At 65.0% G+C, this 13,193-nt stretch carries 13 protein-coding genes and 1 pseudogene; 3 read left to right on the forward strand and 11 right to left on the reverse strand.

What is annotated here, in order from left to right; translation table 11 throughout:
* The 3 genes from ACLBXN_RS16500 to ACLBXN_RS16510 all read left to right on the forward strand — a co-directional run.
* On the forward strand, nucleotides 1-1,037 hold a 1,037-nt coding region (locus ACLBXN_RS16500; protein WP_447612851.1), incomplete at its 5' end, for a branched-chain amino acid ABC transporter permease.
* Nucleotides 1,034-1,795 (forward strand): ABC transporter ATP-binding protein, encoded by a 762-nt coding sequence (locus tag ACLBXN_RS16505; protein WP_447612852.1) that lies wholly within the window; start codon nucleotides 1,034-1,036, stop codon nucleotides 1,793-1,795. The genes ACLBXN_RS16500 and ACLBXN_RS16505, both read left to right, overlap by 4 nt.
* Nucleotides 1,792-2,562 (forward strand): ABC transporter ATP-binding protein, encoded by a 771-nt coding sequence (locus ACLBXN_RS16510; protein ID WP_447612853.1) that lies wholly within the window; start codon nucleotides 1,792-1,794, stop codon nucleotides 2,560-2,562. Before ACLBXN_RS16505 ends, ACLBXN_RS16510 begins: the two co-directional genes overlap by 4 nt.
* A gap of 10 nt (nucleotides 2,563-2,572) precedes the next feature.
* On the opposite strand, the gene ACLBXN_RS16515 is transcribed toward ACLBXN_RS16510, so the two are convergent.
* The 11 genes and pseudogenes from ACLBXN_RS16515 to ACLBXN_RS16565 all read right to left on the reverse strand — a co-directional run.
* Nucleotides 2,573-3,163: a YiiX/YebB-like N1pC/P60 family cysteine hydrolase gene (locus tag ACLBXN_RS16515; RefSeq protein WP_447612854.1), complete on the reverse strand. Its 591-nt coding sequence runs from the start codon at nucleotides 3,161-3,163 to the stop codon at nucleotides 2,573-2,575.
* Nucleotides 3,160-3,540, reverse strand: a complete 381-nt coding sequence (locus ACLBXN_RS16520) for a DUF4878 domain-containing protein (RefSeq protein ID WP_447612855.1) — start codon at nucleotides 3,538-3,540, stop codon at nucleotides 3,160-3,162. The genes ACLBXN_RS16515 and ACLBXN_RS16520 overlap by 4 nt, the downstream gene beginning before the upstream one ends.
* A gap of 130 nt (nucleotides 3,541-3,670) precedes the next feature.
* Nucleotides 3,671-4,365 (reverse strand): annotated as a pseudogene (locus ACLBXN_RS16525) (SDR family NAD(P)-dependent oxidoreductase).
* Between the two features lie 70 nt (nucleotides 4,366-4,435).
* A complete protein-coding gene (locus ACLBXN_RS16530) occupies nucleotides 4,436-5,308 on the reverse strand; it encodes an HpcH/HpaI aldolase/citrate lyase family protein (protein WP_447612856.1) in 873 nt (290 codons plus the stop codon).
* Nucleotides 5,309-5,387: 79 nt separating this feature from the next.
* On the reverse strand, nucleotides 5,388-6,377 hold the full coding sequence (locus tag ACLBXN_RS16535) for a tripartite tricarboxylate transporter substrate-binding protein (RefSeq protein WP_447612857.1): 990 nt from the start codon (nucleotides 6,375-6,377) through the stop codon (nucleotides 5,388-5,390).
* Between the two features lie 29 nt (nucleotides 6,378-6,406).
* Complete coding sequence (locus ACLBXN_RS16540) at nucleotides 6,407-7,357, reverse strand: tripartite tricarboxylate transporter substrate binding protein (RefSeq protein ID WP_447612858.1); 951 nt, start codon at nucleotides 7,355-7,357, stop codon at nucleotides 6,407-6,409.
* A 3-nt stretch (nucleotides 7,358-7,360) separates the two neighbouring features.
* A complete protein-coding gene (locus ACLBXN_RS16545) occupies nucleotides 7,361-8,503 on the reverse strand; it encodes a M20 family metallopeptidase (protein ID WP_447612859.1) in 1,143 nt (380 codons plus the stop codon).
* A gap of 9 nt (nucleotides 8,504-8,512) precedes the next feature.
* Nucleotides 8,513-9,871 carry an MmgE/PrpD family protein gene (locus ACLBXN_RS16550; RefSeq protein ID WP_447612860.1) on the reverse strand — a complete coding sequence of 453 codons (1,359 nt, stop codon included), beginning with the start codon at nucleotides 9,869-9,871 and terminating at the stop codon, nucleotides 8,513-8,515.
* A 34-nt stretch (nucleotides 9,872-9,905) separates the two neighbouring features.
* Nucleotides 9,906-11,102 carry a CaiB/BaiF CoA transferase family protein gene (locus ACLBXN_RS16555; protein WP_447612861.1) on the reverse strand — a complete coding sequence of 399 codons (1,197 nt, stop codon included), beginning with the start codon at nucleotides 11,100-11,102 and terminating at the stop codon, nucleotides 9,906-9,908.
* A gap of 169 nt (nucleotides 11,103-11,271) precedes the next feature.
* Nucleotides 11,272-12,438, reverse strand: coding sequence for an acyl-CoA dehydrogenase family protein (locus ACLBXN_RS16560; RefSeq protein ID WP_447612862.1), 1,167 nt, complete (start codon nucleotides 12,436-12,438; stop codon nucleotides 11,272-11,274).
* Nucleotides 12,439-12,500: 62 nt separating this feature from the next.
* Nucleotides 12,501-13,193: FAS1-like dehydratase domain-containing protein (locus ACLBXN_RS16565; protein ID WP_447612863.1), on the reverse strand; the 693-nt coding region annotated here is incomplete at its 5' end.

Consider the following 13,193-nt stretch of genomic DNA (forward strand, 5'->3'; position numbering starts at 1 on the left):
GGCCCTGGGGCCTGCTGGGCAAGCCCCAGGCACTGGCACGCAGCGCTGGCGATCCCGAACAGCCGCTGCGCCGCTCGGGGCGTGGTGCAACGGCCGCATGGCTGGGCCTGCTGAGCGCGCTGGTGCTGCTGCCGCTGACGGCAGGTTCCGCCGAAGGCGGCAGCTATGCCACCGTGCTGCTGGCCGACATCTTTGTCGCCGCGCTGTTTGCGAGCAGTCTGCACTTCATACTCGGGCCTGGCGGCATGCACTCCTTCGGTCATGCGGCCTACTTTGGCCTCGGTGCCTACGGTGCTGCACTGCTGGTGCGTACGCTGGATCTGCCCATGGAGGCCGCGCTGTTGCTCGGCCCCCTGGCCGCCGCTGCGGGCGCCCTGCTCTATGGCTGGTTCTGCGTGCGGCTGTCAGGCGTCTATCTGACCATGCTGACGCTGGCGTTTGCGCAGATCAGCTGGGCCATCGTCTTTCAGTGGGATGACTTCACGGGCGGCAGCAATGGCCTGACGGGCGTGTGGCCCCCCGAATGGGCATCGCAGGGTCCTGCGTTCTACTGGCTGGCTCTGGGCATCTGCACGCTGGGCATCTATCTGCTGCGTCGCCTGCTGTTTTCGCCGCTGGGCTATGCGCTGCGCGCATCGCGCGACTCGGCGCTGCGGGCCGATGCGATCGGTATCGACGTGCGCCGCGTACAGTGGACGGCGTTCGTGATTGCCGGGCTGTTTGCCGGCCTGGCCGGTGCGCTGTTTGCCTTCAGCAAGGGCGGCGTGGCGCCCGACGCCATGTCGGTCACCAAGTCAGTGGATGCGCTGGTCATGGTGCTGCTGGGCGGTGTGCAGACACTGGCCGGCCCCCTGGTGGGGGCGGCAGCCTTCACCTGGCTGCACGACACCGTGGCACGCAACACCGAATACTGGCGCGCGTTGATGGGAGCGACCATGCTGATTCTGGTGCTGCTGGCACCGCAGGGTATTGCCGGCTATGCGCAATGGCTGTGGTCGCGTGTGAGCGCCAAGGACAAGGCAGGAGCAAGAACATGAACCTGCTGCAGGTACAGAACGTCAGCAAGGCCTTTGGCGGCGTGAAGGCCGTGCAGCAGGTCTCATTCGGCCTGCAGGCGGGTGAGCTGCTGGCCCTGATCGGCCCCAACGGCGCTGGCAAGAGCACCACCTTCAATATGGTCGGCGGCCAGTTGCCACCCGACAGCGGCCAGGTGCTGCTCAATGGCCAGTCCATCACCGGCCTGCCGCCGCGCGCCATCTGGCGCAAGGGCGTGGGACGCACCTTCCAGATTGCACAGACTTTTGCCTCGCTCAGCGTGGTGGAAAACGTGCAGATGGCTCTACTGTCGGCCGATCGCAGGATCTTCAGCTGGTGGCCGCGTGCCGCCAGCCACCGGCGTTCCGACGCACTGGCCCTGCTGGAGCAGGTGGGCATGGCGACTCAGGCTGATCGCCCCTGCAGCGCTCTGGCCTATGGCGATGTGAAGCGAGTGGAGCTGGCCATGGCGCTGGCCCATGATCCTCTGCTGCTGCTCATGGACGAACCCACGGCCGGCATGGCCCCGGGCGAGCGTGTCGCGCTGATGCAGTTGACGCGCCAGCTTGCGCAGCAGCGCCGCATGGGCGTGCTGTTTACCGAACACAGCATGGACGTGGTCTTCGGTCAGGCCGACCGTGTGGCCGTGCTGGTGCGCGGCCAGTTGCTGGCCGAAGGTACGCCGCAAGCCATTCGCGACGACGCGCGCGTGCAGCAGGCCTATCTCGGTACCGGCCTCGTTCTTGAGAAACAGCAATGAATCAAATGCATAGCAACCAGCGCTTGATGGATAAGGGAAAGAGCCCCAAATTGCTTGAAGTCCAGAACCTCAATGCCTGGTATGGCGCGGCCCATATCCTGCATCAGGTATCTCTGGCCGTGGGGCCCGGCGAAGTCGTGGCGCTGATGGGTCGCAATGGCGCTGGCAAGTCCACCACGCTCAAAAGCATTGCCGCCCTGGTGCCGCACCGCGAGGGCAGTATCCGCTTCATGGGAGAAGCGATAGAGAAAAAAGCCTCGCACCAGATCGCGCAGCGCGGCCTGGGCTATGTGCCCGAGGATCGCCGCATCTTTACCGAGCTGACGGTGCTGGAAAACCTCGAGGTCGGCAAGCAAAAGCCTCGCCGATGGCCCGATGGCTCCGCCATGCCACACTGGACGCCCGAAAGGCTTTTTGCGCTGTTCCCCAACCTGGGAGAGATGCCTGACCGCCTGGGCGGGCGCATGAGCGGTGGCGAGCAGCAAATGCTGAGCGTGGCCCGCACGCTGATGGGCCAGCCCTGCCTGGTGCTGCTGGACGAGCCCTCCGAGGGGGTTGCTCCGCTGATCGTCGAGCAGATGGCGCGCACGATTCTCGAACTCAAGGCACAGGGCATAGGCATCTTGCTCAGCGAGCAGAACCTGCCGTTTGCGGAGGTCGTGGCCGACCGCGCCTATGTGCTGGAAAAGGGCCAGATCGTGCACGAAGCCAGCATGGCCGAGCTGGCTGGCGACAAGGCCGTGCGCCAGCAATATCTGGGTGTGTAGAGGCCTTCCTCTAGCGCAAGGACAGCAAGGGCGTCAGCGGGCGCAAACGGGATGAGAGCAGCAGCTTGCCGGGCAGCAGATAGAGCCCGCCGAGAACCGGCAGTTCCACCTTGGTGAACACCACCCCGAGATCCATACCGCCTTGCTGCCAAGCCTGCCAGACCAGCGTGGTGCAATAGACGCCCTGGCCCGAACCCTGCAGCTGAAACGGCTTGCCCTGCTGCGCCATGGCCCAGGCCACGGCCCGCTCACGCGTGCCGGGGTCGGAAGCGACCTGATACAGGCGATAGGCCCGGGCGCGCTGAGCATCCAGAAAAAAGTCCAGCGAATCCAGCACCACGGCATCCGCCTGACCCGGGCGCTCGGACGGCGTGGCATGCAGCACCTGCCACTGACCGGGCCGACCCACCAGCATGCCCACATGGCTGAATTCACCGCGGTCCACGGCTTGCACCAGCTGGCTGACGTTCTCCGTACCCTGGCGAAAGATCAGATCGCCGGGCGCAGCCTGCGGCGGCAACGGCGGTGTTGCAAAAGCCAGACCAGCGCAGCAGGCCGACAGCGCCATCACAGCGGCCGTTGCCAGCCGCCGAAAAATCACAGCTGCACTTTCCAGACGCCCTGTTCCTGGAACAGATTGATGCGCTCGCGGCGACTGCTTCCATCGCGGTAGTGAACCTGAACCCTGAGCTTGGTGACCTGCTCTTCTTGGGACACAACTCGCTCCAGCACCTCGACCTTGAGCAAACCGCCGCGGGAGTTGATCAGCTTCTGACCGCTGGCCAGTATCCGGCGCAGCTTGCTATCGAAACCTGCCAGCTCTTCCTTGGAGATATGGCGTGCCGAGATCAAACGCATGCAAGCGTCGAATTCGCCTTCGGCAATCAGTTGGTAAAAGCGCTGAACCAGCTCATCCTGGCTTTGTTCCGGGGTGGTCGTAGCACAGGCCGACAGACCCAGAGCCAGGGGCAACGACAAAGAGAGATGCAGACAGCGGCGGCGGAAAAGAGAGACAGAAGCAGACACGGACCGGGTACAGCAAAAGCAAAGAAGGCCGCAGTGTAGTCGCCACAACAGCCATGCTCTTGCCTGCAGTCAGTGCACCGGCCTATTCGACCACCACCGGGCTGAACTCCGGTGGCGCGCCGAAATAGGCGCGCGGCGACGGCGGCTGCGCGCCATCGATGTCTTGCACGCCATACTGGCCGGCCAGTTCGGCCGTGTAGAACACGCCGCCGGAGCGCTTTTCCAGGCAGTCGGCATCGCCATGCAAGGCCAGTACCACCCGGCCTATGAATTGCGGCGTTTCGGCGCTGTCGAAGCTGTCGCCGTACTTGTCGGGTTCGGCAGCGCAGACGCGTTCGGAGCGTTCGGTTTTGACCAGCCCCGGCCAGAGCGAGACCACGCTCACGCCGGCAGGTTTGAAGTCGTGGGCCATGTCGAAGCTCATTTTGTCCGAGCCGGCCTTGCCCGCGCCATAGGCCGGCCCGTGCATATAGCAGCGGCTGCCGGCTGACGAGATATTGACCACCAGGCCGCGCGCCGCGATCAGCAGGCCCGCCGCGCAATGACTGGCCACGTAGGTGGAGCGCAGACCTACATCGAGCAGCCCGGTCATCTCCAGCCGGCAGCCGTCACATCGGCGGCCGTCCTGCCTACCGTGCCCGGCAGCGGCGAGTCGCCCTCCGTCACGCTGCGCCCCGTCACATAGACGGTTGCCCCCGACGCACCCAGCGCCAGCGCCACTCCCCGGCCCACGCCACGACTGGCCCCCGTCACCACACATACCAAAGCCTGGTTCATGCCGTTCCCCTGTTTCATGAAGCAGCATGAATCTGAACCATACCGCGGTGCCCGGCAACGTCCGATAAGACTAGGTGTTGCGCTGCATGCGCTGCAGGGCCCAGGCGTGGCGGGCCAGTGTCTGCTGCGCCAGATGGAGCACGGGCGCATCCACCATCTTGCCGTTGACGGTGCAGACGCCGCCGCCAGAAGCCTGCATGGCCTGCACTACCGCACTGGCCTGGGCCACGGCCGGATCGCAAGGCGCAAACACGCGGTTGACCGTACCGACCTGGTCCGGGTGTATGCACAGCTTGGCGCCAAAACCCATGCGCAGCGCGCGCCCGGTGTCGCTCTCCAGGCGGTCCGCATCCCTGGTGTCGATGGTGACGCCATCCACGGCGCGGGCCAGGCCCCGCCGGCGCGATGTCATGATCAGCGCCAGACGCACCGGCAGCAGCTCGGCTTCGTCCGGTTCGCACTGCATGCCGGCATCGACCTGGAAGTCCAGATGCCCAAAAGCCAGCCGCACCACCTGCGCGGTGCCGGCAAGCGCATCGCAGGCGTCCAGGCCCGCCACGCTTTCCACCAGGGGCAGCAACGCACAGCGCGGACCGGCTGCACCGGCAATCTGCTGCAGCACCGCCGCGGTTTCCGCCTTGGGCACCACGGCCCCGGCCACGCCGACGGCCACCAGCCTCGCCAGCGCCTGCAGATCTTCATCGAACCATGGCGTTCCCCAGGCATTGATACGTACCAGCAGCCGTTCTCGCTCGGACATGGAAAGCTGCTGCACGGCCTGCTCCAGGGCCAATCTGGCGGCCGGCTTGTCGCCGGGCGCCACGGCATCCTCGCAGTCGGCGATCACCATATCGGCGCCACTGGCGAGAGCCTTGGCAAGCCGCTGCGGCCGGTTGGCGGGAACGAACAGAAAAGTGCAGGCGTTATGCAGCAGGGTGCTCATGGCGTCTCTTGGGAATGCAGGATTTCAATCGGCTGATGGAGGCCCGTGCCGGAGCGCGGGCCTCATGCCGTGCACGGCCTCACTCGGCAGATACGCCGGCGGCCTTGATGACAGTGCGCCAGCGCGCGACCTCAGCCTCCAGGTGCTTGCGCAGTCCTTCTGGCGTGGCCTTGTCGGGCGTGACGAGATCGGAGCTGAGTTCAGCGATGCGCTTTTTGACGTTATCGTCCTTGAGCGCCACATTCAGCGCCTTGTTGAGCTGCTCTACCGCTTCCCTGGGCGTGCCCTTGGGCGCATACATGCCATGCCAGACCTTGACATCGAAGCCTTTGAGGCCCTGCTCGTCCAGCGTCGGGATATTGGGCAGTGACGACAAGCGCTGAGGTATGGTCACGCCGAAGACCTTCGCGCGCTTGCCGTCCTGGATCACGGGCACGGTCTGGGTGGTCTGGTCGCACAGCAGGTCAACCTGCCCGCCCATCAGATCGTTCATGGCGGGACCGGCCCCCTTGTAAGGCACGACGGTCAGTTTTACACCCGCCTGGTGCATGAACAGCATGCCGCACAGCTGCGACACGGCGCCCACGCCGGCATTGGCCAGCGACACCTTGTCCTGGTGCTTTTTCACATAGTCCAGCAGCTCGGCAAAGTTGTTGGCCGGGAAGTCCTTGCGCGACAGCAGGGTCATGGGCACGTCCAGCACCTGGCCGATGTACTCGAAATCCTTGAGCGGGTCGTAGGGCAGCTTTTTGTAAAGCGAGGGCGCAGTAGCCATGCCCATGTGGTGGATCAATATGGTGTAGCCGTCGGGCTTGGAGCGCACGATGCGCGCCGGTGCTAGCGTGCCGCCTGCGCCCACCGTGTTTTCGACAAGCACCGACTGCCCCAGGTACTGCCCCATCGGCACGGCCAGCAGCCGCGCCACCACATCGGTAGGCCCTCCGGCGCTGTAGGGAACAACCAGGGTCACAGGCTTGTCCGGCCAGCCTGCGGCCTGGGCAAAACCGGCCCAGCCGAGTAACAGGGCCGCGACGGCGCGGCGGGCGATTTGCGAGGGGAAGAAAGCCATGGTTGTCTCCTGGTAAAAATTCTGAGGGATCAATCGAGCTTGATGGGGCCCACGGTCTCCAGCAGCTTCTTGTAGCGTGCGATCTCGGCCATATACATCGCGTCCGCCTCTTTCAGCGAAACAGGCGACAGCACGCGGCGGCCGTCGAGCTGAAGGCTGTGCTTGACCTTCTCGTCCGCCATCGCGGAAGCGAACAGCGCGCTGGCCCTTTGCTTCTCCTCCTCGATGGCAGTACGCTTGAGGAAGTAGCCCGCATAGCTGGAGAAGTCGAAGTCGGTCAGCACCTCCACACTGCTGGCCGTCTGCAGCTTGGCCAGCGTGGGCGGTTTGGCCGCCGAGAAAATGCCGATGACCTGGAACATCCCCTTGGCCGCCATGTCGTCGAAGGCGGTCTGGTAGGGCGTGATGGAGAAGTCGATCTGCCCGCCGATCAGGTCCTGCATGGCGGGCGCACCGCCCTTGTAAGGGATGTGGTTCAGCGCCACGCCCTTCTTCTTGGCCAGGTACTCGCCCATCACGTGGTAAAGCGATCCCACGCCCACCGTGCCATAGGTCAACGGGCTGTCCTTGCGGCTCCTGGCGAGCGCGAAGAATTCGTCGAAGTTCTTCACGCCCAGGCCCTTGCGCACGGCCAGCACCAGGTAGGTCTGAGTGACGTACTGCACGGGCACGAAGTCCTCGGACTTGAACTTGGCGGCCTGGTTCAGCAGCACAGGCAAGATCAGCTCGTTCTGCGTGCCCTGGAAGACCTGGTTCTGCGGGTTGGCCAGGAACTTGTTGACCGCCAGCAGCCCCGTGGCGCCGCCGAGGTTCTCCACGAAGAAGGGCTTGCCCTGGCCGCTGAGCGCGTTGGCGATCACGCGGCCCGTGGCGTCGCTGGGGCCGCCAGCCGGGTAAGGCACCAGGATGCGCTCTTGCGCCAAGGCCCCAAGGGACAGGACAAGAGCACAGGCGGCCAGCAGAGCGGGGATGGTTCTCATGGTTCAAGCTCCCAGGGTCTTCAGGGTTTTGAAAAGCACCGTGGCCTTGCCGGCCACCGAGTCGAGGCGCACGTATTCCTCAGGCGTGTGAAAGCCACCTCCCGACGGGCCCACGGCGCAGATCACGTCGCAGCCGCATTCGGCGGCGATGCCCGAGTCGGAACAGCCGCCCGTCACCTCGCCTTTGACGGCGATGCCCTCGGTCACCGAAATCTCCAGGTACTTCTCGGCCAGAAGGCGCGAACCCTCGCTCTGCACGAAGGGCTTGAACTCGCCGCGCACCGACCACGACGCGCTCTCGCCCTGCAGGCTGGTGGCGCAGATGCGAGTCACCTCGCTCAGGCAACGCTCGCGCTGCGCCATGGTGTGGATGCGTAGGTCCACCCCCGCCACAGCCGACGGTGCCACGGTGTTGACAGAAAGGCCGCCACGGATCAGGCCCACGTTGAGGGTGATGCCCTCGTCCGGGTCGATGAGCTGCTCCATGCTCTGGATCTTTTTCGCCAGAGCCGAGATGGCGCTGATGCCCGAATAGAAGTTCGCCCCCGCGTGCGCGGCCTTGCCCTGCACCTGCACGTCGAAGAACACACCGCCCTTGCGGCCCACCACCACGTTGCCGTTTGGACGGCCGGGCTCGGAATTGAAAACGTAGCGATGCTGGCGACAGGTGGCCTCGATGAAAGCGCCGCTCTGGGGCGAGCCGATTTCCTCGTCACAGGTGAACAGCGCCGAGAGCGTTGTGCCTCTATCGCCCATGGCCTGCCAGGCCTGCAGCAGGTAGACGTTCATCAGCACGCCGGCCTTCATGTCCGCCACGCCAGGGCCATAGGCAACAGGGCCATCCACGCGAAAGGGTCGACGCTGAGTCTCTCCCTCGGGGAACACGGTGTCGCAATGGCCCAGCAGCAGGGCAGAGCGCTCACGCGACGCACCGGGGTGGACGGTGGCGCGCACGCATACCAACCGTCCGCCATCCTGCAGCCGCTGCACCTCGATACCCAGCCCATCCAGGTAGCCGGCGACCCAATCGAGCACCTTGGAAACGCCTGCCTTGTGGTAGCTGCCCGAGTCGATGTTCACCAGGCTTTCCAACTGTTGGACGTAGTCGTCGAACCGCTCTTGCATCCACGCAGAAAAGTCGTTCATCGCTGTCTCCTACATCAAAGTGCCCACTTGCGGCCAGGCGGCCATAGCCCACGCTTTGTGGATGGCCGCCGCAGCCCGCGCCGCATCCACCCCGCCGTAGTCAGCCAGCCTCAGCGCCTTGGCCGTGATCTCCTCGCGCGACAGCGTGTTGCCAGGGTCGCCCTTGGGTTCGTCGACACGGCCCTTGAGCAAACGGCCATCCGTGGTCTGTACGCTGACCTTGCCTATCCAGCGCCGGGGATAGGCCGCATCGACCTCGGCATCAAGCTCCATGCTCACCTTGTCGCGCAGCTCCACGGTTTCCTGTGCCAGATAGTCGCGGTCAAACTCCGTCAGCCCTGCATGACCGTGACGCGCCGCCAGCGCCAGCACGGTACCCATGGAGAACTTGCTCTGGTGCACGGTGCTCGGCCTGACCACGGGGCCCAGCACGTCGATGGCGCCCTGGTGCACATGGCAGGTGACCTGTGCCACGTCAGCAGGCGCCAGGCCGTGCTGTTGCATGACTTGCAGCAGCGCATCGGCCGCGGGGTGGGTGTGGCGGCAGGAGGCATGCCACTTGAACGAGGTCTCGGCCGTGGCCCAGCGCGTGCCCAGTCCATCGCTGAGCCGGGTCGGGTCGGCATCGGTGGACATGCCCGCCGCAAGCCCTTGCGGGCCCGTGAAGATGTCCTGCGCGCCCGTGAAGCCGTCCTGCGCCAGGAAGGCGGCCGTCAGCCCTGCAGATGCAGCATGCGCCGTGTGCAGCTGCTTGCTGTCGGCGCCCGTGCGCAGAAACTCCCACAGCCCCGCCGACTGCGTGCCGGCCGAGCCGAAGGCATGCTGCATCTGCTCAGGCGTCAGCTTGAGCAAACGGCCCACGGCGGCAGCCGCTGCCAGCGTGCCGGCCGTGGCCGTGGTGTGGAAGATGCGGTAGTGGCTGCGGCCCAGAAACTCGCCCACCCGAATGCCGACCTCATAGCCGGCCACGCAGGCCTGCATGAGCTCGACGCCGCTGGCACCAAGGCTCTGCGCCACGGCCAGTGCGGGCGGGAAGACCACGGCGGCAGGATGAAACACCGAGCCGTTGTGCACATCGTCCTGCTCGGCCACATGCGAAGCAGCGGCGTTGGCCTGGGTCGCCATCAGCGGTGAACTGGTAGCCGCACTGCCCAGTATCTCGCAGGGGCCAGCGGCCGGGCCCTGGGACAAAGCGAAGCGCGTGATGCTCTGCACGGGGCGCGCGTTCTGGCCGGCGAGAGCGGAGCCGAACCAGTCCACCCACAGATCCTCGGCGCGGCGCTGCACCTGCAGCGGGACATCCTCCCAGCACAGCGTGGCCGCGAACCGGGCCAGCGGATGAATGCTCACTTGAGTCTCGTTCTTCATAGAATCACTCCCGCGCATACGCTGCGCACAGCTTTTACAGAGTTGCTTCTTCGGCGTACAGAGCACGGATGCGCTCGGCCGACCAGCCCAGCTCGGCCAGGATGGCCGCACTGTGCTCGCCTACGGACGGCACGGCGTCCATGCGGTAGTCAAAGGCGCTATTGGCACCGGGCGGCAGCAGTGCCTGCACCGGCCCGGCCGGCGTGCCCACGCTGCACCAGCGCTGACGCGCGGCCAGTTGCGGATGGGCCCACAGGCCCGCCATGTCGTTGACACGGGCGTTGGCAATGCCTGCCTGCTCCAGGCGCTGCACCACCTGCTGTGCGTTAAGCCCGGCAAACACGTTCACAATCAGGGCCTGCAGTTCCTCGCGGTGGGCATTGCGCCGTGCATTGCTGCCAAAGCGCACATCGCCGGCCAGTGCCGGCTGCAGCAGCACCTGTTCGCAGAAAAGCTTCCATTCGCGCTCGTTCTGCAGGCCCAGCATCACCGTGCCGCCATCGCCCGCCGTGAAGGGTCCATAGGGGTAGATGCTGGCATGCGATGCGCCCGTGCGCGGCGGCGGCGGCGCACCGTCCCAGGCGTAGTACATGGGATAGCCCATCCATTCGCCCAGTGCCTCCAGCATGGAGACATCGATATGGCTGCCCTCACCCGTGCGCCCGCGCAGCAGCAGGGCAGAAAGAACATTGGTATAGGCATACATCCCGGCCGCGATATCGGCCACCGAGATGCCGGCCTTGGACGGCTCCTGCTCCGTTCCCGTAACCGAGAGAAACCCCGCCTCGCTCTGGATCAGCAGGTCGTAGGCCTTCTTGTCCCGATAGGGGCCGTCGGCACCATAGCCGCTGATGTCGCAGACGATGAGTTGGGGGTTACGGGCTTTCAGCACCTCGTAGGACAGCCCCATACGCGCGGCCGCGCCCGGTGCCAGGTTCTGCACCAGCACATCAGCCGTGGTCAGTAGTTGCAGCAAGGCTTGCAGGGCCGCCGGTTGCTTGAGGTCCAACGCCAGGCTTTCCTTGCTGCGGTTGATCCAGGTGAAGTGCGAGGACTGGCCATTGACCCGCTGGTCGTAGCCGCGCGCAAAGTCGCCCGCGCCGGGGCGCTCCACCTTGACCACGCGCGCCCCCAGATCGGCGAGCTGGCGGGTGCAAAAGGGTGCGGCCACCGCATGTTCCAGCGAGACCACGGTGATGCCATCGAGAGGTCGAAGACTATGCTTTTTCATCTTGGAAATCCATTGCACTTTGGCGAAACTCACGACCCGAACAACTGGCGCACTCAAAGCCAGGGACAGCAAGCAAGGGCCTACGCCGGCAGCACAGCCCCGCCCCGCAGCGAGGCTGTCGTCCCCCTTTCAGGTGGAAGGCGCACAGCGACTCAGGGGGTCTTCCATTTCAAAACGAACGTGGCAGACCCAGCAGGTGCTCGGCCACATAGGAATAGATCAGATTGGTGGAGATCGGCGCCACCTGATAGAGGCGGGTTTCGCGAAACTTGCGCTCCACGTCGTACTCGCACGCAAAGCCGAAGCCTCCGTGGAACTGGATGCAGGCATTGGCCGCCTCCCAGCTGGCCTTGGCCGCTAGATACTTGGCCATATTGGCCTGAGCGCCCATGGACTCTCGCGCGTCGAACAGTTCGCAGGCCTTCCAGCGCATGAGATTGGCGGCCTCGACCTCGATGAAGGCATCGGCGATCGGGAACTGCACGCCCTGGTTCTGGCCGATGGGACGGCCGAACACCTGGCGGTCCTTCACGTAATTCGTCACACGGTCCAGAAACCAGTAGCCGTCGCCTATGCACTCGGCCGCAATCAGCGTGCGTTCGGCGTTCAGCCCGTCGAGGATGTACTTGAAACCCTTGCCTTCCTCGCCGATCAGGTTCTCCTCGGGAATCTCCAGATCCTCGAAGAACAGCTCGTTGGTCTCGTGGTTGACCATATTGAGGATGGGGCGCACGGTCATGCCCTTCTTCTCGGCCTCGCGCAAATCGACCATGAAGATGGACATGCCCTCGCTTTTCTTCTTCACTTCGGCCAGCGGCGTGGTGCGCGCCAGCAGGATCATGAAGTCGCTGTGCTGGATGCGGCTGATCCAGACCTTCTGACCGTTGATCACATAGCGCCCGTCCTTCTTCACGGCGCTGGTCTTGATCTTGGTGGTGTCCGTGCCCGTGGTGGGCTCTGTGACACCCATGGACTGCAGCCGCCATTCGCCCGAGGCGATGCGCGGCAGGTATTTCTCCTTCTGCGCCTGCGATCCATGGCGCAGCAATGTGCCCATGTTGTACATCTGGCCGTGGCAGGCACCCGAGTTGCCGCCGCAGCGGTTGACCTCTTCCATGATGACGCTGGCCTCGGTCAGGCCCAGGCCGCTGCCGCCGTACTCCTGCGGAATCAGCGCGGCCAGCCAGCCCGCGTTCGTGAGCGCGTTGACGAAGGCTTCGGGGTAGACGCGCTGCTCGTCGATCTTGCGGAAATACTCGTCGGGGAACTCCGCACACAGCGCACGGATGGCATCGCGGATCTCGTGGTGGTTATTCGAGCTGGTATGTTCGATCATTTAAAGCCTTTGGGCCTAGAACGCTTATCCATAAAGCGTCATAAGCTATGGTTTTTAATTCTTCAGGACACCGTGGCCGTAGCCTGCATGGTAAGAAGGCCTTCGTGGTCCTGAGCCCACAGGTCGATGGTCCTGCTGTCCTCGCGCGGCTTGCCGTGCACGCTGAAAGGGTGAAGGTCGAAGGTCGGCCGCAAGGCCTTGAAGTCGAACGTGACCACCTTGGCGCCCTGCAGATTGCGGCGCAGCAGATCGAGCAGCAGCGTGGCAATCAGCGGACCATGCACGATCAGGCCCGGGTAGCCCTCGACCTGGGTCACGTACTGACGGTCGTAGTGGATGCGGTGGCCGTTGAAGGTCAGCGCCGAGTAGCGAAACAGCAAGATGTCGTCGGGCACGATGGTGCGCGACCATGCAGCCTGGCCGGCGAGCGACGGCTGCTGCGGTGGCGGCACCGGATCGCCTGGCCTGGCGGCGGCCCGGTAGACGATGTCGTGCTCCTCGACCAGCGCCAGGCCGTCCTGGTTCGAGAACCGGTGCTCCACCAGCACGAACAGCAGCTCGCCCGAGCGTCCGGTCTTGTGCTGCACGCTGCGGATGGTGGAGACACGCTGCACCTCCTGCCCCAGGCGCAGCGGATTGTCTGTCTCCCAGCGCAGCCGTCCACCCGCCCACATGCGGCGCGGCAGCGGCACGGGCGGCAGGAAGCCGCCGCGCCGGGGATGCCCGTCGGGGCCGATCTCGCTCTGGCGCGCATG

It is taken from the genome of Comamonas sp. C24C (assembly GCF_053345995.1).

Bases quoted from the DNA above. Each gene is read 5' to 3' on its own strand.
- ACLBXN_RS16505 (WP_447612852.1), top strand. From the start codon at position 1,034: ATGAACCTGCTGCAGGTACAGAACGTCAGCAAGGCCTTTGGCGGCGTG.
- ACLBXN_RS16510 (WP_447612853.1), top strand. From the start codon at position 1,792: ATGAATCAAATGCATAGCAACCAGCGCTTGATGGATAAGGGAAAGAGC.
- ACLBXN_RS16530 (WP_447612856.1), bottom strand. From the start codon at position 5,308: ATGAGCACCCTGCTGCATAACGCCTGCACTTTTCTGTTCGTTCCCGCC.
- ACLBXN_RS16535 (WP_447612857.1), bottom strand. From the start codon at position 6,377: ATGGCTTTCTTCCCCTCGCAAATCGCCCGCCGCGCCGTCGCGGCCCTG.
- ACLBXN_RS16540 (WP_447612858.1), bottom strand. From the start codon at position 7,357: ATGAGAACCATCCCCGCTCTGCTGGCCGCCTGTGCTCTTGTCCTGTCC.
- ACLBXN_RS16545 (WP_447612859.1), bottom strand. From the start codon at position 8,503: ATGAACGACTTTTCTGCGTGGATGCAAGAGCGGTTCGACGACTACGTC.
- ACLBXN_RS16550 (WP_447612860.1), bottom strand. From the start codon at position 9,871: ATGAAGAACGAGACTCAAGTGAGCATTCATCCGCTGGCCCGGTTCGCG.
- ACLBXN_RS16555 (WP_447612861.1), bottom strand. From the start codon at position 11,102: ATGAAAAAGCATAGTCTTCGACCTCTCGATGGCATCACCGTGGTCTCG.
- ACLBXN_RS16560 (WP_447612862.1), bottom strand. From the start codon at position 12,438: ATGATCGAACATACCAGCTCGAATAACCACCACGAGATCCGCGATGCC.